This window comes from Streptomyces sp. NPDC060366, assembly GCF_042725135.1.
GTDB lineage: Bacteria > Actinomycetota > Actinomycetes > Streptomycetales > Streptomycetaceae > Streptomyces.
Genome location: NZ_JBHXDC010000003.1, coordinates 307,542 through 329,165, shown reverse-complemented (window position 1 = coordinate 329,165; position 21,624 = coordinate 307,542). Strand labels below are relative to the sequence as shown.

Here is a 21,624-nt window from a genome sequence, read left to right as displayed (position 1 = left end):
TTCGAGCGCGGTGCATGACCAGTCAGAAGTCACAGCGGCGAGAGCGGACGGTCGGATCGGGTGAGTGCCCCCACGGTGTACGACGTCGCCGAGCGGTCCGGCGTCTCCATTGCCACGGTTTCGCGCGTCTACCGCAATCCGGACTCCGTACGCGCCCAGACCCGGGACCGCGTGCTGGAGGCCGCCCGCGCCCTCGGATACGTACCGAGCGGAAACGCCCGCGGGCTGGCCAGCCGGACCACCGGCGTCCTCGGACTCTGCTTCCCGGACTACGCGGACCCGGACGCCGAGACCGACGCGGAGGCCGAGGCGGACGCCGAGGCCGACGACTCCGCCGTGATGCTCTACTCCGACCAGATCATCCGCGGCATGGAACGGGCGGCGCGGCGGCACGGGTACGCCCTGCTGATCGCCGCCTCGCTGGCGGGTGGGCCGGAGAGCCTGGTCGCCAAGGTCGCGGGGCGGGTGGACGGGTTCGCCGTACTGGCGAGGACCGTGCCCACCGAGGACCTCGAGGTCATCTCGCGGCGGCTGCCGGTGGTGATGCTGGCCGGGCCGCGCGAGATCGACCACCTCGACCACATCGAGGTGGCGAACTCCGACGGGGAACGGGAACTGGCCCGTCATCTCATCCGCGACCACGGGCTGCGCCGACTGGCCTTCGTGGGCGGTCTGCGCGAATCGCCGGACGCGGAGGCTCGGTTCCGCGGCTACCGGGAGGCCTGCCTGGAGGCGGGCCTCCCGGTCGCCGACGAGCCGGACCTGCGCGCCGAGATGATGACGCAGGCCGAGGGCGAACGGACGACCGACGCGCTCCTGGACCGCGCCGCCGGGCACGAGCGGCCACAGGCGATCCTCTTCGCCAACGACCAGATGGCGATCGGCGCGCTGCACGCGCTGGAACGGCGCGGGGTGCGGGTGCCCGAGGACATCGCGGTGACCGGCTTCGACGGCATCCCGATGAGCCGGATCGTGCGGCCCTCTCTGACGACGGTCCGCCAGCCGATGCGCCGCCTGGGCGAGGAGGCGGTGGAACTCCTGATCCAGCGCCTGGCGGACCCGACCCGCGACCCGGTCTCCCTGATGCTCCCGGTCTCCCTGGCCCACCGCGCAAGCTGCGGCTGCCCCTGAGCCCCGCGCCTCACCTAGGCCGCAGGCCCACATGAAGCCCGTCCGGCGATTGAGGACACCACCCACCGGGCGGGCCCGACAGCGTCCCAAGCCCCAGCCGCAACAGCAGACCGCACCCGCACTTCAAGCCCGTCCGGCGATTGAGGACAAACCAGCCGCCGCACGGACCGTCCCAGGGCTCAAGGCCCAGCAGGCAGGGCCGCATTTCAAGCCCGTCCGGCGATTGAGGACAAGACCGGCCGCCGGGCGAACCCGGCACCACCCCAGCCCTCCGCCTCAACCAAGCCTCGCCCCAAAGAACTCACGGCGAGCCTTCGCCAGCGCCGCAGCCCCCTCCCCCTCACCCTCGTACTCGAAGTGCCCCGCCCGCAGCACGTGCAGCTCCCGCGCTTCCGGCAAGGCGTTGTACACGGCGAACTGCCCCGGCGGCGGCACCGACGGGTCGAACAGCGCGGGCGCGACCATCATCGGCACCCCGATCCGGCTCGCCGCCGTCGCCGCGTCGAAGTACGCGAGGACGTCCATGACCTCCGGGTGCTCCTCGCGGTACGCGCGCACCGCTTCCCCGCTCCCCACGCACGGCAGCGTCACCCGCAGCGGATGATTCCCGAACGTCGGCACCGTCAACTGCCCACAGGCGAACCGGGCGTCCCACGGCAGCGCCAACGCCCCTAGCCCGCCCCCGAAGCTCTCGCCCACATACCCCAGCCGCGCACTCTCCCCCGGCCCCGTCGCCCTCAGCCCCGTCGTCCTCAGCTCGGGCACCAGCTCCAGCAGCGCCGACGCCGCGCACCACAGATCGGCCACGCAGTCGCCGATCACATACGTCTCGCGCGACTCGATGCCGTGCAGCACATGCTCATCGGCCTCACCGGGGATCCCGGGGCGCCGACTGCGAGAGCCCATCCCCCGCACGCACGGCAGAATGGCCGCGCTACGGGGCAACGGCAGCGGCACATCCGCCCCCGGCCCGTCGCGCCCGCCATAACCGTGCCCGATCACGAAGCCGTGCTTCGCGGCCCCCTCGACCGGCAGCGCCAGCCAGCCGCCGAGGCGCAGCCCGCCCACCGATGTGTAGGACACCCCGAAGATCCGGCAGCCGTCCCGCTCGTCCTCCTGCGGCCCCATGGCCGGCGCGGTCGCCACCCCTGCCGCCGCCGCGAAACGGTCCCGCCAGTACGCGTCGAATCCGTCCGGAGGGGCAGGCGCGGGGATGTCGAGCAACTCGTCCAGGTTCCGGCCGTAGGCCGGGTCGAAGGGGTAGTCGTGCTCGAACTCAGACATGAGCGCGACACTAACCCCCGGCCCTCCACCGATCGGAGCACAACCGGAATCGACACAGCTACTTCCGCTACGCAAACGGCCCACCTAGCCTGCGGAAGAAGAGATTCCGGATGTCCCACATGTTGCACGAGTGTGACCAAAGCCCCTCTTGCGGTTCTCGGAAGCCCTACAGCAGAGTGATGTATGCGCTTACAGGCAGCGCATACATCGGTGAGCTCAAGGAGGAGCCGTCCATGCATCGCACCGCCAGAACCGCCTCTGCCGCCATCGCCCTCACGATGGCCGCAGGAATCACCGCATGCGGCAGCTCAGGGGGCGAAGGCGTCGCCGCCGACAAGAAGCAGACCCTCACCGTGTGGGCCATGGGCGTCGAGGGCGAGAAGCTCGCCGACGTGGCCAAGGTGTACGAGGACGCGAACCCGAACATCACCGTCAAGGTCACCCCCATCGGCTGGGACGTCGCCCACCAGAAGCTGGTCTCCGCCGCTGCCGCGGGTACTCTGCCCGACATAACGCAGATGGGCAGCAGTTTCATGGGCGAGTTCGTCGAACTCGGCGTCCTCGAGCCGGTCGACACCAAGACCTTCAAGAAGGACGACTTCTTCCCCGCCGCCTGGGAGCAGGGCGTCGCGGACGGCGAGACCTACGGCGTCCCCTGGTACGTCGAGACCCGCGTCCTCTACTACCGCACCGACCTGGCGAAGAAGGCCGGCATCACCAAGGCCCCCGCCACCTGGCCCGAACTCCAGCAGGCGGCCTCCGACTTCCAGGACAAGGCCGGCACGAAGTGGGGCATCTCGCTCCAGCCCGCCGGCCTGGACGCCGTGCACAGCTGGTACCCCTTCCTGTACTCGGCCGGCGGCTCGATCGTCTCCGACGGCAAGGCCGCCATGGACAGCCCGGAGACCGTCCGCGCCCTCAAGGAGTACGGCACGTACTTCGACAAGGGCCTCGCCAAGAAGAGCTTCCAGCCCGGCTACGAAGTCCTGACGGACTTCAACACCGGCGACGTCCCGATGTTCTACTCCGGTCCCTGGACCATGACGGGCATCAACGACAACTACCCGGACCTCAAGGGCAAGTGGGCCATCGCGAAGGTCCCCGCCGACCAGAGTTCCTCCTCCATGGCCGGTGGCTCCAGCCTCGTCATCTCCAAGGACAGCGAGCACAAGGAAGCCGCCACGGAGTTCCTCAGCTACCTCACCGACACCGAGGGCCAGAAGGACTGGTTCAAGCGCTCGGGCGACCTGCCGGCCAACACCAGCGCCTGGGACTCCGGCGAACTCGCCAACGACGCCAACTTCAAGATCTTCCGTGAGCAGATGGAGACCGCCCAGTCCTGGCCGGTCCTGCCGCAGTGGACCGAGATCTCCTCGAAGGCCGATGACGCCATCTCGCAGGTGACCCAGGGCAAGGCCTCCGCCGAGGACGCCGCGAAGAAGGCCCAGTCCGAAATCGAAGGGCTTGTGGAGTAGTCGTCATGAGCACCACGACCGAACCGGCCGCCGAAGCGGCCCCGGTGAAGACCGGGCCGGGGGCACACCCCCCGCCCGGCGGACGGAACCGCGGCAAGCGGCAGCCCGTCGCCGTGCAGCACATGGCCGGCTGGTTGTTCTCCACCCCCTTCCTGGTGCTCTTCGCCGTCTTCATGGCTCTGCCGATCGTCGCGACGCTCGTCATGAGCTTCACGGACTTCGGCCTGCGCAATGTCACCGATCCTTTCTCGGCGGAGTTCATCGGCCTTGAGAACTACACGAAACTGCTCGACGACGAGAAGTTCCTCAAGGCGCTTTTCAACACGGGGTACTTCGTGGTCGTCGGCGTACCGCTGACCGTCGGCCTGGGGCTGTTCGTCGCCGTCCTGCTCAACAACGGCATCGACAGGGCGCGCACCTTCTTCCGGGTCGGTTTCTACGCCCCGGTCGTGACCAGCATTGTCGCGATCGCCGTCGTCTGGCGCTTCGTCCTGGACCCGTCCGACGGACTGATCGCGGGCCTCGCCTCCGAAGTCGGCCTGACTTCACCGGACTTCCTCGGCTCCGAGGCACTCGCCATGCCCTCGCTGATCGTGATGGCCGTGTGGCGCAACCTCGGCACGGTCATGGTGCTCTTCATCGCCGGCCTCCAGGCCATACCGCCCGACGTACGGGAGGCGGCGCGGCTGGACGGCGCGAGCACCTGGCAGGAGTTCCGCCGCATCACCGTTCCGCTGCTGCGGCCGACGATGCTCTACACCACGGTCATCACCACCATCGGCTATCTCAACGTCTTCGAGGAGCCGTTCGTGATGACGCAGGGCGGGCCCTCGGACAGCACGCTCACGGTGTCGCTGTCCATGTACCGCGAGGGCTTCAACTTCTTCCACATGGGCTACGCGAGCGCCATGGCGTATGTGCTCTTCGTCGTGATCATGGCGATCACGGTGCTCCAGCTCCGTCTGCTGAAGGACAACACGAAATGAGCGCCGCGCGTACGACCACGCCCCCGCCCTCCGCACCCACGGGTCCGCAGGACCCCAAAGGCCCGGACCGGTCCGGCCCCAGGACAGGCGGCGGTGTCCCGGCGTCACGTGCGGGGCGGCTGCGAAAGCCCGGCGTCTATGTGCTGCTCTCGATCGGCCTGCTGGTCATGGTGGCGCCTTTCCTGTGGATGGGTCTGTCCGCTTTCAAGACGGACCGTGATCTGACGGCCAACCCACCGGTGTGGATCCCGACCGAGTGGACCTTGGAGCACTTCGGGGAACTGCTCGACCGTCTCGACATACCGCTCTACTTCTTCAACTCCCTCACCGTGGCCGTCCTGGTGACCGCCTGCAATCTGGTGTTCTGCTCGATGCTGGGCTACGCACTGGCCAAACTGCGGTTCGGCGGCCGGAACAAGGTCTTCGCGCTGGTCCTCGGCGCCCTGATGGTCCCCGGCAACCTGATGCTGCTTCCGCTCTTCGTCCTGATGAGCAAGCTCCAGCTGATCGACTCCTACGCGGGGCTCGTGCTGCCGTTCGCCGCCCAGGCCTTCGGGGTCTTCCTGATGCGGCAGTTCATGCAGTCGATCCCCGACGAACTGCTGGAAGCGGCCCGGATCGACGGTGCCCGCGAGTGGTACATCTTCTGGCGGATCGCGATGCCGCTGGTCAAACCGGCGTTGGCGACACTCTCGATCCTTATCTTCCTGGGCTCGTGGAACAACTTCGTCTGGCCGCTGATCGCGACGAACGATCCGGAGAAATACACCCTCCCGGTGGCCCTCGCCACCTTCGCCACCGACCCCAACCAGTCGGCCGGCTCCAACGGCATGCTGATGGTCGGCTCCCTCTTGATCATCCTGCCGGTGCTGCTGGTCTTCATCGTCCTGCAACGCCACTTCACCCAAGGGCTCGCCACCACCGGCATGAAGTAGCCACCGCCCCCGCCCTTCCCGACGCGTACCGCGGCTCCGACGCCGCCGCTCTACCGCCGCGCACTTATCGACGAAAAGGTTTGTACCGCCATGACCGAGAAGTCCACCGCTCGCGCCGACTGGGAGACCCGCATCGGGAAGCCCAGTGATCAGCGGCTCACCGGCATCGGGGAACTCCCCGCCCCCGGCGGCCTGTCCGCCGAGGACGGCACCGGCCACGTGCTGCTGACGTGGCACCCGGTGGCGGGCGCGCTCGGATATCTCGTGCACCGCGCCGATTCCGTCGAGGGCCCCTACGAACCGCTCGACCACCTCGGCGGCGATGTGCTCGCCGTCCCCCATCCCCCGTACGCCGACACCCTCGCCGAGCCGGGCCGCGGCTACTTCTACAAGGTCGCGACCTGGTCCGACAGTGGAGCCGGCGCCCTCTCCGAAGCCGCCGCCGGTTGCGCCAGAGCGGCCGGCTCCAGCCCTGCCCCGGTCACCGTCACGGTGGACGCCGCAGCACCCACCACTCCCCTCCCCGGGGTCTGGAACAGGATGATCGGCGCCGAGCACTTCTCCCTGCTGACCTGGGACAAGCCGGGTGCGGGCGGCTCCGACGTCGCGAAGGAGTACGCGCAGGCCCTCGGCATCGTCCGCGACGAGATCGGCGTCCGCTCCGTCCGGGCGCACGGCACGTTTCTCCCGGAGACACTGACCGTCAAGCCCGACGGCTCGTTCGACTTCTCCGGCCTGGACGAGGTCTACGACCGCTTCCTGGCCACCGGCCTCCAGCCCGTCGTCGAACTCTCCTTCATGCCGAAGGAACTCGCCGCCGATCCGCACTACACGGTCTTCGACTATCAGGCCCTGGTCTCCAAGCCTGCGGTGTGGGAGCACTGGGGCGACCTCTGCCGCGAGGTGACCGTCCACCTCCAGGACCGGTACGGCAGGGACACCGTCGCGGGCTGGGAGTTCGAGGTCTGGAACGAGGCGAATCTCGAGGTCTTCTGGAACGGCACCCAGGACGACTACCACCGGCTCTACGAAGTCGCCGTCCGCGCTGTGAAGGGCGTCGACGAGCGGATCAAGGTCGGCGGCCCTTCGTCCGCCGCCGCCGGCTGGGTCGGCGCGCTTCTCGAGTACTGCCAGGAACGCGACGTACCCGTCGACTTCATCTCCACCCACACCTACGGCAACGCTCCACTGGACTTCCGTCCGATGACCCGCGCGTTCGCGGAGGCGACGGGCAAGCCCGAGCCGGAGATCCTGTGGACCGAGTGGGGCGTCACGCCCACCCACTTCCACCGGGTCAGCGACTCCGTGTTCGCCGCCCCGTTCGTCCTGCGCGGCATGAAGAGCGCCCTGTCGTCGACCGACGCACTGGCCTATTGGGTCGCCTCGGACCAGTTCGAGGAGTTGGGCTGGCCGCCCCGTCTCTTCCACGGCGGATTCGGTCTGCTCACGGTCGGCAATCTGCGCAAGCCCCGCTTCTGGGCGCTGTACCTCCTCTCCCAGCTGACCGGCGGACGCATTCCCGCCGCGGTCACCGGCGACGGCGCCGAGGCGCTCGTGGAGTCCCTTGCCACTCGCGCCGAAAACGGATCCACCGTCGACGTACTGCTCTGGAACGGCACGCTCGACCAGTCGAAGATCGACGGCTCCGCGCTGCTGGACCGTACGGCGACCGTGCGGGTCGACGGACTTGAGCCGGGCACCACCTACACCGCGCTCTCCCGCCGGGTCGACGAACGGCACTCCAACATCCAGGCCGTCTGGAACGACCTCGGCGGCGGCGACTGGCCCGACGATCTCCAGTGGGCGAAGCTCCGGTCCGCCGACGAACTGTCCGTGGAACCCCTCGCGCCCCTGGTCGCCGACGACACGGGCACGGCGACGCTGACCGTCCCGCTGCCCAACCCGGGCATCCGCTTCCTGCGCCTCGCCCGGACCTGATCCACCCCACAGTCCCGGGGGTCGGCGGCACCTGACCGCCGCCGGCCCCCGTGCCAGCACCGCCGCCATGGCCGGACCTCCGGAAACACTTCCGGCCATGGCGGCGGCCAAAGACCTGGCCCAGGCACCGGCCCTGGCCACAACTCCACACCTGCCAAGGGGAGCTGGACTCTCATGGACCGTCGTACGTTTCTCGCCGCCGCGGGAACCGGGGCCACCGCCCTGACTCTCGGAGCCGCCACCACACCCGCCGTATCCGCGCCGGCCTCGGCCGCGTCGCGTTCTCGTGTTGTTCATGCCTCTGATACACCGCTGCTGCACCGTTGGTTCCGCGATACGTATCACTCGATCGAGGCAATGACGACCGACATCGGTCTCGCCGCCGACAAGATCGACCTCGATGCGCCGGGCGGGCCCGTCCCCTCACTGAACACCTCGCCGACCAACATCGGCTGCGGGCTGTGGTCCACCGTCGCCGCCGCCGGACTGGGCGTCATCGACCAGGACACCCTGCGCCGCCGCCTCGACCTCACTGTCACCGCCGTCGAGAAGCTCGAACGCCACCACGGCTTCTGGCTCAACTGGTACAACGCCCACGACGGCTCGGTGCTCACCAACTGGCCCGGTACCGGCGACCCGGTCCGTCCCTTCCTCTCCTCGGTCGACAACGCGTGGCTCGTGACGGGGCTGCTCATCGCCGCCGACGCCGACAGCCGACTGCGCCGCCGGATCGGCAAGATCCTCGCCACCGCCGACTGGTCGTACTTCTACACGCCGTACGACGCCGCGGACCCGGTGGCCAACCCCGGCCAGCTCCGTGGCGGCTTCTGGACCGACACCGGCGAGCCGACGGCACACCACTACGGAGCGCTCAACACCGAGCCCCGGATGGCCAGTTACCTCGGAATCGCCGACGGCAGCCTTCCCTCGGACCACTACTGGCACATGCTCCGCACGATGCTCCCCGAGCACGGTCAGGAGCAGCCGCCCGGCGGGGCGTACGACACGATCGACGGCGTCCGTCTCTGGCAGGGGCACTACACCTACCGGGGCCGCAAGCTCGTCCCGACCTGGGGCGGCTCAATGTTCGAGGCCCTGATGGTTCCGCTGTTCGTGCCCGAGCCGGAGTGGTCCCCCCGCTCCTGGGGCACCACGCACCGCCGGTTCGTCCGCTCCCAGATCGAGCACGGCCTGGAGGAGGCGGAGTACGGCTACTGGGGGTTCTCCCCCTCCGAGGTGCCCGAAGGCGGTTACCAGGAGTACGGCGTGGACGCGATCGGCATGAACATCGACGGATACGCCTCCAACACCGACCGTACGTATGTCACGCACGGTGAACCGCTGCCGTCGGCCTCCGCGTACACCAACGGGGTCGTGACCCCGCATGCCTCGTTCCTCGCCCTGCCCTACGCACGGTCGGAGGCGCTCGCCAACCTCAAGGCGATCGCCGGCGACTTCGGCGCGTACGACGACGGCTACGGTTTCCGGGACTCGGTCAATGTGGGGACCGGACACGTCAGCAGCTCGGCTCTCGCCCTGGATCAGGGCATGATCGCCGCCGCTCTGGCCCAGGAGCTGCGGCCCGGTCTGCTGCAGCGCCCCTTCCGCAGCGGCGGTTTCGCTTCGCGCATCCGCCCGATGCTCGCCAAGGAACGCTTCAGCATCTGATCCCCCGAAATCCCCGGTCCGACCGGCGCCGCCCCGTCCGTGGCGCCGGTCGGACCGGCGCCGACCAGGCAGTTCACCCGCCTCCACGGGCCGCGCTCCGTCCGGTCGCGGACAATCGAAGCCGGACATAGCCTCCCAAATGTGAGACGGACAGCAAGCCGCAACCGGACTCGTACGACCGGCCGGAGCCTCCTGGTCCTGCTGGTGACGGCCGGGGGGCTGCTGATGCCCGGCGGGGCGTACGACGCCCGCGCCGAAGATCCCGTCGCCCTCTCGCGCCAAGGACGGATCACCGACAAGGTCGGTGCCCTCGACGACCGTGAGAGAGCGGTCACCGCGTCCCTCGACCGGCTGTACGGCGACAGCCGAATACAGCTCTTCGTCGTCTACGTGCGTGACTTCTCGGGCCGGAACGCGCAGAGCTGGGCGGACGCGACCGCCGAACGGAACGGTCTCGGGCGGGACGACATCCTGCTCGCCGTGGCCACTGACGACCGGCAGTACGCCTACTCCGCCGCCGACGGTCCTCTTACGGAGGACCGGCTCGCAGAGGTGGCGAGGACGGCGGTCGAACCGCCTCTCCGGAAGAACGACTGGGCGGGCGCCGCGATCGGAGCCGCGAACGGCTACCGGGCGGTCGCGGCCGGCGCACCCGTCCCCACGCCCGCCGTCACTCCCGGCACGGTGGACCCCGGCGCCGACGTCTCCTCCAACCGATCGGGCAGCGCGCTCGTCCTGCCCGTCGTCCTGGTGGGCTGTGCGGGAGCCCTCGCCGCGTACGCCTACATCAAACGCAAACGCCGTGCCTCGACCCGTACGACACCTCGGGGCGGACAGGAAGGCCGGGGAGAGCCGGGGCGCACCCCGCGGACCTCGCTGCCTGAGCTCGACCGGCATACGGCGCAGGCCCTCGTGGACACGGACGACGCCGTCCGCACCAGCCAGGAGGAACTCGGCTTCGTAACGGCCCAGTTCGACGAGGACGCCGTACGGCCGTTCCAGGACGCCGTGGCGTACGCGAAGGGCGAGCTGACGGCCGCCTTCCGGCTGCGGCAGCAGCTCGACGACGCATTGCCGGAGGACGACGTCACACGGCGTCGCGTGCTGGACGAAATCATCGCCCGATGTACGGATGCCAACAGCCGGCTGGACGCCGAGTCGGTGGACTTCGACCGGCTGCGCGCCATGGAACGCAACGCCCCGGAGGCACTGACCGCCGCCGAGGCCGCGTTCCGCGAGCTGTCAGGCAGGACCGTGACGGCCGCCGCCACACTCGCCGCGATGCGCGAGCGGTACGCGGACTCAGCCTCGGCCCCGGTCGGGAGCGCCGTCGAACAGGCCGACGACCGGGTGGTGTTCGCGACGGGAAATCTGGACGACGCGCGCCGCTCGATCGAGTCGGGCGACAACGGCCGCGCGGCCGTGCATGTCCGGGCGGCCGAGAGCGCCATCGGGCAAGCGACGGCCCTGGTCGACGCGGTGGAGCGGCGCGCACTCGAACTCGCGGAGGCCGCCGGCCGACTCCCCGGCTCGCTCATCGAGACGGAGACGGACCTGGCGAACGCTCTCGTCCTGCTCGAAGGCACGGCGGAAGGCACGTCCACGGCCGATCTGCAAGGGCGGATCGCACGTGCCGAGGCGGTGGTCGCCGACGTGCGGCAGGCGCAGGGCGCCGGGCGGTACGACCCGATCGAGGCCCTGCGCCGGGTGGAGGAGGTGGACGCGGTGCTGGACGAGGCTCTCGCGGGCGCGCGCGCCCGCGAGGAGGGGGGAAGCCGGACGTGGGCGCTGCTCGACCGGGCGATGCTCGGCGCCCGCTCGGCCATCGGCGCCGCCACCGACTACATCACGACACATCGCGGCGCGGTCGGCAGCGAGGCCCGCACCCGGCTGACGGAGGCCCAGCGGCGGATCGAACAGACCGGAGCGCTGACGGAGCTGGGCGATGCGCCCGGCGCACTGGCCGAGGCCCAGCACGCGGACACTCTGGCCAGGCGGGCGCAGAGCCTCGCCGAGCACGATGTCCGGTCGTTCGGGAACCGGTCCGGCCCCGGCGGTGTATCAGGGGCAGGAAGCGGGCTCGGCGGTGCCGTGCTCGGCGGGATCATCCTCGGTGGCCTGTTCGGCGGCGGAGGCGGACTTGGCGGGGGTGGGGGCTTTGGTGGAGGTCATGGGGGCGGCGGCGGTGCTGTTCCTGGCAGTTTCGGCGGCGGTGGGACTCGCGGCCGGATGGGCGGCGGCGTCCGTTTCTGACGCGATTCCCCTCCGAGTTGGGCAGGTTCGAGGACACGGTGCGGCGGGAGGAGGCCGGGGCCATGGGCAAGCAGGAGCCGACGGATTCGTCGCGGGACGCCCAGTTCAACCAGTAGGAGAGCGTCGGGGACTTGATGGAGATCGAGTCAAGCCTGGCCGCGCTGAAGAGCGCCTGACGCCTCTGTCTCTGCTTCTGGCCCCTCTGCCTCGGCCGGGCATGATGGATCCGGCCCGGCCGACCCGTTCTCATAGGTCGGCCGGAGGAGAGGGCCCGGGGTCAGAACATGCTGAGGAGTTGTTCGACGGTGGGCTCCGCCGTCGAGTCCCCATCAGGCAGGGCGAGTTCGAACCAGACCGTTTTGCCACGCGGGGTCCGGCGCGACCCCCAAGCCGCGCTGAGCAGCCCGACCAGTTGGAGTCCGCGACCCCCTTCGTCGGTGTCACGCGCCCGTCGCCTGCGCGGCTGTACGAGGCCGGCGTCCCACACCTCGCAGACGAGCGTGCGGTCGCGCAGCAGCCTCAGCCTGATCTCACCCTCGCCGTAGCGCATCGCGTTGGTGACCAGTTCGCTGACGAGCAGTTCGACGGTGTCCACCAGCGGTTCGAGGCCCCAGGAGAGGAGCTGGGCGCGGGCGACCTCGCGGGCGCGGCCGACGGAGCGCGGCTCGCGCGGCAGTTGCCAGTCGCCGACGGCATCGGCGGGCAGGCCCTGTATTCGGGCCATCAGCAGCGCGATGTCGTCCTCACCGTGCCGGGTGTCCAGCGTGTTGAGTACGTGGTCGCAGACGTCTTCCAGAGGCCGTACGGGGTTGGTGAGCGCCCGGCGGAAGGCGGTCAGGCCTTCATCGATCGGATGGTCGCGGGATTCGACGAGACCGTCGGTGTAGAGAGCGAGCAGTGCGTCTTCGGGAAGCTCGACCTCGACCTGCTCGAACGGCTCGCCGCCGACGCCGAGGGGCATCCCGGGCGGTACGTCGAGGAGCAGCGCCTCCTCGCCGGGTTCGACGAGGACGGGAGGGGGGTGTCCGGCGTTGGCGAAGGTGCAGCGGCGGGTGACCGGGTCGTAGACGGCGTAGACGCAGGTCGCGAGGTACACCTCGGAGAGGTCGGCGTCCCGCGACTTGTGGGCGACACGCGAGGCCTGCTGGGCGCCGCTCGGTGTGCCGAGGCCGCGGGCGATCTCGTCCAGTGCGGAAAGGACCTCGGCGGGCTCCAGGTCGAGCAGAGCCAGGGTGCGGACGGCGGTGCGCAACTCGCCCATGGCGACGGCGGCGCGCAGTCCGCGTCCCATGACGTCGCCGACAACCAGCGCGGTCCGGTGGCCAGGCAGTTCGATGACATCGAACCAGTCGCCGCCGACCTCGGTGGCGGTGTTGCCCGGCAGGTAGCGGCAGGCGATGTCCAGCCCGGCCGCCTCGGGATCGCCGGGCGGGAGCAGACTGCGCTGCAGTATCAGCGCGCGTTCGTGCTCCCTCCGGTAGAGGCGGGCGTTGTCGATACAGACGGCGGCGCGCGCCGCGAGTTCCACCGCGAGGGCGCGGTCCCGTTCCCCGAAGGGCTCACTGCCCTTGGTCCGGGAGAACTGGGCGAGTCCGACGACGGTGTCGTGCGCGACCATCGGCACGGCGAAGGTGGACTGGATGAGGCTGCCGGCCCCGCCGGGCACCGTCTGCACCCGGGCGGTACGCAGAGCGTTCGCGCAGGGCGAGTTGAAGGGATATCGGTGGACGGAGCCGACCGAGGGTGGCTCGACCGCGCCTTCACCCGTCAGATCGGCTCCGAGCAGAGGCGCGTCGGCGACGGCGCTGGCGAAGGCGACGCGCCGCAGGGTGGCACTGCCGCCGCCGGACTCGGAGCCCGTGGAGCCGCCGCGTCCGGGCGGAGCCTCGTCGCCGGTCAGCAGCCCCTGGTAGAGGTCGACGGACGCGAGGTCGCAGAAGCCGGGGACGGCGACGTCGAGGAGTTCCTTGGCGGTGGTCTCCAGGTCGAGGGAGTTGCCTATCCGGGCGCTCGCCTCGTTGAGGATCGCGAGGTTGCGACGGGCGCTGGCGGCTTCACGTGCGGCGATCTGACGACGTGTGACGTCGCTGCCGAGTCCCGCCACCCCGATGGTGCGGCCGGCTCCGCTGAGCACGCGGTAGAGGTTGACGGACCAGTGCCTGCGTTCCTTGCTGCCCGGGGCGACGCCGACTATCTGGATGTCGGTGGCGGGGTCGCCGGTCTCCAGGACCCTCTTGAGGGAGGCGCTCAGGCGTTCGGCCTCGGGGCGGGAGAGATAGTCGTGGACGGTGCGCCCGCGGTGGTCGTCCGCCGCTCCGCCGAAGACCGCGGCGAAACGCTGATTGGCTCGCTGGACGGTGAGGTCCGTGCCGAACAGCACGAAGCCGAAGGGAGATTGGCCGAAAATGGCCTGCGAAGAGGCGAGTTCCGTCTCGATCTGACGAAGCGCGCGGACGTCCACGACGATGCAGAGCGCGGCCCGTTCACCGTTCTCCGTCTCACTGGGCATCACATAGACCTCGGCGAGGCCGTGAAGCCCGAGTTCGCCAGGCACCTGGAACGGGACCAGCCCGGTCCATTCCTTGCCGTCGAGGATCTCGGCGATCTTGTTGTGCCCTCGCGAACGCAGGTCGGAAGGCACGAACACCTCGACCGGGTCCTTGCCCCTGACCTCGTCCTGGGCGATCCCGAACAGCTCGGCGGCTCGCAGACTCCACTGGTCGACCAGCCCGTCGGGGCCGATCGAGAAGGAAGCGACCCTTATGTAGTCATAGATCGAGCCGGGTGGACTGCTCTGCCACACGACGTCGCCCGCCGTTCCAGATATCTCGCTCACGCGACCGTCCCCTCCAGCTCACGCACCGGACCGGCCATCCCCGCAGTATTCAGCACTACGGCCCAGACAGGTACGGCGTTCACGATCACAGCACTGTCTCGTTCTTTTTGAGCCGAGAACCACGTGATCGTTGTCCCTCCACACTCCTAACCAGGGAGCGGCAGCTCGAACCACACCGTCTTACCCGTCTTCCCCCGGCGTGTACCCCAACGGCGCGCGGAGCAAGCGACGAGCTGGATACCGCGTCCCCCTTCGTCGTCAGGGCCGGGAGACCGTGCGGTCGGCGGATCGGGGAGCGGATCGGACACCTCCACCAGCAGCGCGGCACCGGGGAGGCCCGCGGGGCATACGGAAACAACAGCCAGCCTGACACCGATCGGGCCTGACGTGTACTGCAAGGAGTTGGTAAACAGCTCACTGACCAGCAGAACGGCCGAGTCGCGAACGTGGTGGTCGAGACGCCAGACGTCGAGGGTGTCGCGTACCGCGTGGCGTGCGGTACGTACGGCATCCGGCTCGGCAGGGAAGGTCCACTCGGCGTAGATGCTCTCCGCCTCGGTCAAGCCGACCACTTCCCCAGACTGACACCAGGCCCGCGCCCTTTATAGGGGGGTTGGTCAGCACATACCCGGAATCCGAGGGGAACTACCTTGACGGAGGCTCATGTCAGCTCACCCGAGTCCCTGAGGTCGTCGAAGAGAAGCTGGTCGACGGGGGCCACCAGACCTCGGTCGCCGTAGGTGAGCCAGCGGATCTCCTCGATCTCGTTGCTGGCAGCCGGCGTCCCCCGGTAGTCGCCGGAGTAACAGCTCATCCGGACGACGACACCGTCGGGCTGGCCGTGGGCCTGGGCCTCGTACGTACCCAGATGGGCCGTCGTGGCCGGAAGGACGGCGACGGCCAGCTCCTCCTCGACCTCACGGAGCAAGGTCTCCAGATCGGTCTCCGCGCCTTCGCGCTTGCCGCCGGGGATGTAGAACACATCCTTCCCACGGGAACGCGCGCAGAGGATCCTGCCCTGCTCCACTCGGACCCACGCGACTGTGTCGATCAAGACCGTTGCAGCTCCGCCCTCACTCATGAGCCGGAGCGTAACGTGGGGGACGGCGCGCGCTCGACGAGGGGCCACGGTCCGGAGTCGACGAGGTCAGCGGCCGGCCTGCCCCAGACGCTCGACCCAGTAGAGCTGCTTGTGTCCGCTGCCGCCGAGGCCGTCGGCGATCTTCTGCGCCTCGTCCTTCGTGGCGTACCTGCCCACGCGATACCGGTTTCCGTTGTCGTCCTGACGTATCACCAGCCAGGGAAGTACAGCGCCGCCGTCGGTCATCGCGCCCCTCCCGCCGTCGGCCCGTACCACTCGGACGATGTCCTGGAAACCCCAATCCGCATATGCCCGACCCTACGCCTGACCTTCACTCAGCGGATGCGTGTTTATACAAAGAGGTACACATCTGGCCAAGAAGATTCGGACCCGCGAGGGCGCACCTGTGGACGCGTTCGCCATCCCCCCTTGTCCGCCGCCCTGTTGAGGCGCAACGTCGCGGTCGTGGACCGGTGAGGGCGTTGCTTCGATCAGGCGGTGCTCATCGGACCGTCATCTGACCGGAAGGTGATAGGCGATGCGATATCGGTCCGCCGGCACAACCATGTCGGCCGTTTCGACCGCGCGGCCCGACGCGTAGTAGGTCCGCTCCAGCACCATCACCACATGGCCGGGCACACCGCCGAGCGACAGGAGCTCCTCCGCCAGCCCCGGGCGTGCGCCGACCTCCTCGACCACGTTGTCCACCACGATGCCGATGGCCGCCATCCGCTCCACCACACCGCTGCCCCCGAGCGGCCCCTCTTCGGGGAGCATCACCGGGGTACGCCCCGTGACTTCCAGGGGCTCCCAGGAGGTGGAGAGCATCATCGGCTCCCCCGCGTCCCTGAAGACGTAGCGCGTGCGCATGGCCGGGTCGCCCGGTTGTATGCCGAGGCGTGTGGCGATCTCCGGCGCCACCGCGTCCCGGTCGCTGCTCGACTCCCACGTACCGCGCACTCCGTCATCGGCCTGCTCCTGCCGGAAAGGGTTGGCCCCGGAAGTCGGCCGGTAGCCGGAGCGGGCGATACGGCGTGGCACGGGCCGCTCGCGAACATAGGTCCCCGACCCGGATCGGCCCTCGACGAGCCCTTCCGCCATCAACACCTTGCGGGCTTCCAGGGCAACCGTGTCCGAGACGCCGTACTCCTCCCGGATACGCGCCTGGGACGGCAGTCGGGTGTGCGGCGGCAGAGCACCGTCAACAATCTTTCGCCGAAGATCACTCGCGACGCGCAGATAGGCCGGCTGCTCACCGAATGCCACGGGCCACTCCCAACAGGTTGACAGACAGCAACACCCTGGCAACCGTTGGTTGTTGACCGCAAGCATGGGCCATGACTTCACCCGGAGTGAAAATCGGCGCTCTACGCAGGGGCTTTGCCACGGATACGGCTCCGCGAGGAGGGGGATCCGCGCGCGGGGGTCGTCAGTCCACCCAGTACGTGTCGTGCTTGATGAAGAACGCGGTGCGCTCCTCGTCCGTCATCCGGCCGACCGTGGACACCTTCTCGAAGTACTCCTCGCGGGGTGCCCCGGGAGCGAAGAGGATGAGCGTGGAGGCGGGCGCGTCCGAGTCGTTGCGGAAGCCGTGGAGCCCGCCCGGCGGCACGTAGAGGAAGTCGCCCTTCTCCGCATCGATCCAGCGCTCACCGTCGTACAGCCGGACCGTCCCGTCCAGGATGTAGAACGACTCCGAGATCGTCTTGTGGAAATGGGTGCTCGGGCCGCCTCCCCTGGGCACCATGTCCATCCGGTAGAGCCCGAACTCACCACCCGTGGACACGCTGGAGGCCACGAAGTGCGTCTCGGTGCCCGACGGGGACCGCACGTCGGCGGGGGTGTTCGCGGGCCGGAAGACCGCGTTGACCTCGCCCTTGTCACCGAGATGACGGGGTTCCGGGTACGACATGTGCCACTCCTTCAACACGACGCCATGACGCGACGCCGGCCGGTCGCGCCGACAGCCATCATGCCCACCGCGAGTTCCCCCCTCCCGGGAACCTCGCCGAAGTCACGGTCGTTCACCAGGAGTCACCACGAGTGAACCGATCCGTGCGCATCTCCAGCCACTCCCCGCACCCCCAGGCGACGGCCGCCAACACGAGCAGCACGGCCACGGCCGCCATCCAGTCCCGGGCCCGCAACACACCACCCACCAGGGCCCAGACCCCCAGTGCGAGGGCAGGCGCGCCGAAGATCATCACCGGCCCGTCGAGGTAGAGCAGGCTCAAGTCCCGCTCGCCCTCGAATGCGCCACGCAGACCGGGCGCCGCGCCGACACCCCACGCGACGACCCCCGTGACAAACCCGGCGACGACGGCCAGGCACCCGGCCCAGCCGTTCGTCTGCCGCGTCGTCCCTGTACCGGCTGTCCCCGATCGTGTGATCACATCGACCACAGACGCGGGACCCCGTCCCACCGGTTCCGGAACCAGCGGAGGCCGTTCCTCAAGGCCCCACTGGCCCCACTGCTTCGATGTTGCGGCAACAGAAGCACTCAAGTGCGGCGGCCGGATCTACCTGGGCCGGCGGCTACCTCGACACCAACGGCCACAGCGACGCCTCCGGCAGCGTGTACGGGGTCTCCACCGCCGAGAGCCCGACCCGGGGCCCGGGCACCGGCACTTGGGAGGTCGCCTCCGGCAACGGCAAGGCCACCGGCACCCCGGTGGCCAGCGGCGACCTGGTCACCCTGCGCAACCTCTACGGGAACGGCAGTTACCTGGACACCAACGGGCCCGCCGCAGCGGAGCAGAAGAAGGCCGGCGCCAAGTACGACGTCCTCACCGCCAAGGGCGCCGACCGCGGCACGGGTACCGCCGAGTGGCGGATCTTCGCCCAGACCGCCGACCCGCTGGACACCGACGTCCACATCGGGGACACCGTCCACCTGTGGAACGTCTACGGCGGCAATGGCAGTTTCCTGGAGACCAACGGCGGCGGCCCCGCCGGCGGCAAGTACGACGTCTGCACCAACGCCTACTACAACCGCGCCGTCAACGTCGCCGACTGGCGCATCTCCCGCGCCTGAACCCGCGTTGGTGGGGCCGCACAAGGCCCACCAACAGTCGGGCAAACGGCCTACGAGGCACCCCGCCGAAGAACGGTGATGTGCTGGCTGAACCTCGCGACTTCCCGGCATGCCGTGGTAATCGATCACCATGCCGCCCGAGGTGGGCCTCGCCACCGCACTCATTTCACGCGATACGAGAAGGAGCACATTGCCGCTCCGCGACTATCGGGGCCGCCACGCCCGTACCAGGTCTTCCGGCCCCCAGCATGCTTTGAGGGGCAGATCATCGGCCATCCCACAGCGGGAGACCGCCACTAGAGGAGTGTCCGGAGAGGTGCCGGGGACGGCGAGCATGTCACGTACCAAGGTCTCGTACTCATGGCGCCCGAAGGGCTGGGTCTCCAGCCACTTGACCGACCCGACGAAGTGCACCTGCCGAGCCACCGACTCACGGTCTGTACCGATGAGGTCGATCTCGGGGTTGTTCTGACGGTTCCACCAACCGCCGATGGCCTCGGTCTCGGGCCACTCGTCATTGGGCATCAGACGCAGCAAGGACTCACGGATCAGCGGCTCGACCGCTCGTCCGCGCCAAGTGGTCCACGACCGCTCGATGCGTTCCAGTGCCAAGTCGCCACGGCCACGCTCGATGAGCGGGATCGCGCGTGCCAGGAAGGCCAGCCAGAACCGCAGATACGGGTCGGCGATCCGGTATCGCTTGTTCTTGGTGTCCGGCTTGACGGACAGGGGGAGATCAGCGGCCAGGACCCGCTTGGCTTGCAGCATGGCCAGCAGCGGGGAAAGCGTGCCCGACGGCAGGGCGCCGGCTCCGCCCGCCTGGGCTGCGATGGTGCTGAATGTGCGCTCACCACTGCCAACCGCCTCCAGTACGGCTCGTGAGTGCGAAGCCTCGGGGAACTCACCCAGCAGGGACAACTCGCCGGCCACCAGCAAGGGCGAGAGAGGATTGGCAACCGACGCCCGCAAGAAGGCCGTGAGATCCATTCCCGGCCGCCACGACTGCACGATCTCGGGGAACCCGCCAGTGATCAACTGGGCATCGACGGCCGCAGCGGCGTCGAGTTCAGTCATCTCCTGCACGTCGGCCAGGTTCAGGGGGCGCACGGTCATTTTCGCCGCACGTCCGAAGAAGGGGCGTCCGTACGACTGCAGTGCCTCCATCACCGAGGTATCACTGCCGACCAACAGCAGAAGTACGGGCTTCGAGGACAGGTGCCGGTCCCAGACAGTTTGAAGTCCGCCCTCGAATTCCTGATCCTGCTCGACCAGCCAGGGCACCTCGTCAATCACCGCAATGCTGGGAGAGTCATCGGGTACCGCGAGCGCAAGCGAGCGCAGGGCCTGGTTCCAGTCCTGCGGCTGAAGGCCGGCGACCAGTTCCGCCCCCGGCAACAGCGACTGCGCGAGGGTCGCGGCAAAGTCGGCACGTTCCGTCACAGGGTTGCGCCCCCGGGTGGCCTGGAACACCACGTACGGCGCTCCCGAGCGATCGCAGAACTCCTGAACCAGCCGTGACTTCCCCACTCGACGACGGCCCGTCATGATCACGGCCCGCCCTCGAGTGGCGCCAGCACCCTCTGCCACTGTCCGGTACTGCTGGGCCAGCAGCTCAAGATCCCCGACCCGACCTTGAAACTCCACCGCCACTCCCATGCAACGTAGATAAATTATTACGTAGATTGAATCTTACTTCAAACCATGCGACCCAGTGGATCGAACGCAAAGGCGGGCGGGTACGGAAGGTCGAGATGCCCGCCGGGGGAGCTGCGGGGATCCAGCGCAGAAGCCCTGTCCGCAACCAAGCACGTAGGGGCCCGACCCCGAAGAGTCGGACCCCTACTGACCTGCGGTTTTGCCTGGCCGCCAGCGTGGCGGTACGTCAGCCGTCACACGTTGAAGCGGAACTCCACCACGTCGCCGTCCTGCATCACGTAGTCCTTGCCCTCCATGCGGGCCTTGCCCTTGGCGCGGGATTCGGTGACCGAGCCCGCCTCCACCAGGTCGGCGAAGGAGATGACCTCCGCCTTGATGAAGCCCTTTTGGAAGTCGGTGTGGATCACACCGGCCGCCTCGGGGGCCGTCGCGCCCTTCTTGATCGTCCAGGCGCGGGTTTCCTTCGGGCCTGCCGTGAGGTACGTCTGGAGGCCCAGGGTCGCGAAGCCGACGCGGCCGAGGGTGGCGAGGCCGGGCTCTTCCTGGCCCATGGACTGGAGCAGTTCCAGGGCCTCGTCGTCGTCCAGTTCGATCAGTTCGGACTCGATCTTGGCGTTCAGGAAGATCGCCTCGGCCGGGGCGACGAGGGCGCGCTGTTCGTTCTTGAAGTCCTCGTCGACCAGTTCGTCCTCGTCGACGTTGAAGACGTACAGGAAGGGCTTGGTGGTGAGCAGGTGCAGCTCGTGGAGGAGCCGGCCCTTCTCCGTGCCCGCCGAGATGCCCGCCGCGAAGAGCGTCGTACCGGCTTCGAGGATCTTCTGGGCCTCCTCGACCGCCGCCAGGACGGCGACCTTCTCCTTCTGGAGGCGGGACTCCTTCGTCAGCCGCGGGACGGCCTTCTCGACCGACTGGAGGTCGGCGAGGATCAGCTCGGTGTTGATCGTCTCGATGTCGTCCTTCGGGGAGACCTTGCCGTCGACGTGTACGACGTTCTCGTCCTTGAAGGCCCGGATGACCTGGCAGATGGCATCGGACTCACGGATGTTCGCGAGGAACTTGTTGCCGAGGCCCTCGCCCTCGGAGGCGCCGCGCACGATGCCCGCGATGTCGACGAAGTCGACCGTCGCCGGGAGGATCTTCTGGGAGTCGAAGATCTTGGCGAGGACGGCGAGTCGGGGGTCGGGAACACCGACGACGCCCACGTTGGGCTCGATCGTGGCGAACGGGTAGTTGGCCGCCAGCACGTCGTTCTTGGTCAGGGCGTTGAAAAGGGTCGACTTGCCGACATTCGGCAGACCGACGATTCCGATCGTGAGCGACACGTTGGCGACTTCCTGAAGTGAGGAC

At 68.8% G+C, this 21,624-nt stretch carries 18 protein-coding genes; 8 read left to right on the top strand and 10 right to left on the bottom strand.

Annotated features, from left to right (window positions below; all coding sequences use genetic code 11):
• Window positions 1-60 precede the first annotated feature (60 nt).
• Window positions 61-1,131 carry a LacI family DNA-binding transcriptional regulator gene (locus ACFWHU_RS10420; RefSeq protein ID WP_387224607.1) on the top strand — a complete coding sequence of 357 codons (1,071 nt, stop codon included), beginning with the start codon at window positions 61-63 and terminating at the stop codon, window positions 1,129-1,131.
• A gap of 276 nt (window positions 1,132-1,407) precedes the next feature.
• On the opposite strand, the gene ACFWHU_RS10415 is transcribed toward ACFWHU_RS10420, so the two are convergent.
• A complete protein-coding gene (locus tag ACFWHU_RS10415) occupies window positions 1,408-2,415 on the bottom strand; it encodes an acetylxylan esterase (protein ID WP_387224606.1) in 1,008 nt (335 codons plus the stop codon).
• Window positions 2,416-2,648: 233 nt separating this feature from the next.
• Between ACFWHU_RS10415 and ACFWHU_RS10410 the strand changes: the two genes are divergently transcribed.
• The 6 genes from ACFWHU_RS10410 to ACFWHU_RS10385 all read left to right on the top strand — a co-directional run bounded on the left by ACFWHU_RS10410 (window position 2,649) and on the right by ACFWHU_RS10385 (window position 11,670).
• Window positions 2,649-3,890: a sugar ABC transporter substrate-binding protein gene (locus ACFWHU_RS10410; RefSeq protein ID WP_387224605.1), complete on the top strand. Its 1,242-nt coding sequence runs from the start codon at window positions 2,649-2,651 to the stop codon at window positions 3,888-3,890.
• A 5-nt stretch (window positions 3,891-3,895) separates the two neighbouring features.
• Window positions 3,896-4,876, top strand: a complete 981-nt coding sequence (locus tag ACFWHU_RS10405) for a carbohydrate ABC transporter permease (RefSeq protein WP_387224604.1) — start codon at window positions 3,896-3,898, stop codon at window positions 4,874-4,876.
• Window positions 4,873-5,811 carry a carbohydrate ABC transporter permease gene (locus ACFWHU_RS10400; RefSeq protein WP_387224603.1) on the top strand — a complete coding sequence of 313 codons (939 nt, stop codon included), beginning with the start codon at window positions 4,873-4,875 and terminating at the stop codon, window positions 5,809-5,811. The genes ACFWHU_RS10405 and ACFWHU_RS10400 overlap by 4 nt, the downstream gene beginning before the upstream one ends.
• A 90-nt stretch (window positions 5,812-5,901) precedes the next feature.
• Window positions 5,902-7,749 (top strand): glycoside hydrolase, encoded by a 1,848-nt coding sequence (locus ACFWHU_RS10395; RefSeq protein WP_385791057.1) that lies wholly within the window; start codon window positions 5,902-5,904, stop codon window positions 7,747-7,749.
• A 174-nt stretch (window positions 7,750-7,923) separates the two neighbouring features.
• Window positions 7,924-9,417 (top strand): glucoamylase family protein, encoded by a 1,494-nt coding sequence (locus ACFWHU_RS10390; RefSeq protein WP_387224602.1) that lies wholly within the window; start codon window positions 7,924-7,926, stop codon window positions 9,415-9,417.
• Window positions 9,418-9,642: 225 nt separating this feature from the next.
• Window positions 9,643-11,670 (top strand): TPM domain-containing protein, encoded by a 2,028-nt coding sequence (locus tag ACFWHU_RS10385; protein WP_387224825.1) that lies wholly within the window; start codon window positions 9,643-9,645, stop codon window positions 11,668-11,670.
• A gap of 277 nt (window positions 11,671-11,947) precedes the next feature.
• Here the strand turns inward: ACFWHU_RS10385 and ACFWHU_RS10380 are convergent, their stop codons facing one another.
• The 7 genes from ACFWHU_RS10380 to ACFWHU_RS10350 all read right to left on the bottom strand — a co-directional run bounded on the left by ACFWHU_RS10380 (window position 11,948) and on the right by ACFWHU_RS10350 (window position 17,980).
• On the bottom strand, window positions 11,948-14,506 hold the full coding sequence (locus tag ACFWHU_RS10380; protein WP_385791061.1) for a SpoIIE family protein phosphatase: 2,559 nt from the start codon (window positions 14,504-14,506) through the stop codon (window positions 11,948-11,950).
• Between the two features lie 146 nt (window positions 14,507-14,652).
• The gene (locus ACFWHU_RS10375; protein WP_387224601.1) at window positions 14,653-15,078 is read right to left on the bottom strand and encodes an ATP-binding protein; all 426 of its coding nucleotides are present in this window, start codon (window positions 15,076-15,078) and stop codon (window positions 14,653-14,655) included.
• 89 nt (window positions 15,079-15,167) lie between these two features.
• Window positions 15,168-15,587 carry an NUDIX domain-containing protein gene (locus ACFWHU_RS10370; RefSeq protein WP_385047852.1) on the bottom strand — a complete coding sequence of 140 codons (420 nt, stop codon included), beginning with the start codon at window positions 15,585-15,587 and terminating at the stop codon, window positions 15,168-15,170.
• A gap of 66 nt (window positions 15,588-15,653) precedes the next feature.
• Window positions 15,654-15,833, bottom strand: coding sequence for an SPOR domain-containing protein (locus ACFWHU_RS10365; protein ID WP_385791065.1), 180 nt, complete (start codon window positions 15,831-15,833; stop codon window positions 15,654-15,656).
• A gap of 267 nt (window positions 15,834-16,100) precedes the next feature.
• Window positions 16,101-16,853 (bottom strand): GntR family transcriptional regulator, encoded by a 753-nt coding sequence (locus ACFWHU_RS10360; protein ID WP_385791067.1) that lies wholly within the window; start codon window positions 16,851-16,853, stop codon window positions 16,101-16,103.
• Window positions 16,854-17,016: 163 nt separating this feature from the next.
• Window positions 17,017-17,499 (bottom strand): cupin domain-containing protein, encoded by a 483-nt coding sequence (locus tag ACFWHU_RS10355; RefSeq protein ID WP_381954524.1) that lies wholly within the window; start codon window positions 17,497-17,499, stop codon window positions 17,017-17,019.
• 112 nt (window positions 17,500-17,611) lie between these two features.
• The gene (locus ACFWHU_RS10350) at window positions 17,612-17,980 is read right to left on the bottom strand and encodes a hypothetical protein (protein ID WP_385791070.1); all 369 of its coding nucleotides are present in this window, start codon (window positions 17,978-17,980) and stop codon (window positions 17,612-17,614) included.
• A gap of 86 nt (window positions 17,981-18,066) precedes the next feature.
• Here ACFWHU_RS10350 and ACFWHU_RS10345 point away from each other — a divergent pair, with 86 nt between their 5' ends.
• The gene (locus tag ACFWHU_RS10345; RefSeq protein WP_387224600.1) at window positions 18,067-18,621 is read left to right on the top strand and encodes a hypothetical protein; all 555 of its coding nucleotides are present in this window, start codon (window positions 18,067-18,069) and stop codon (window positions 18,619-18,621) included.
• Between the two features lie 204 nt (window positions 18,622-18,825).
• Here the strand turns inward: ACFWHU_RS10345 and ACFWHU_RS10340 are convergent, their stop codons facing one another.
• Together ACFWHU_RS10340 and ychF are read right to left on the bottom strand one after the other, a co-directional pair.
• Window positions 18,826-20,265 carry an ATP-binding protein gene (locus ACFWHU_RS10340; protein WP_387224824.1) on the bottom strand — a complete coding sequence of 480 codons (1,440 nt, stop codon included), beginning with the start codon at window positions 20,263-20,265 and terminating at the stop codon, window positions 18,826-18,828.
• Between the two features lie 245 nt (window positions 20,266-20,510).
• Window positions 20,511-21,599, bottom strand: coding sequence for a redox-regulated ATPase YchF (gene ychF, locus ACFWHU_RS10335; RefSeq protein WP_242570574.1), 1,089 nt, complete (start codon window positions 21,597-21,599; stop codon window positions 20,511-20,513).
• Between the last annotated feature and the right edge of the window lie 25 nt (window positions 21,600-21,624).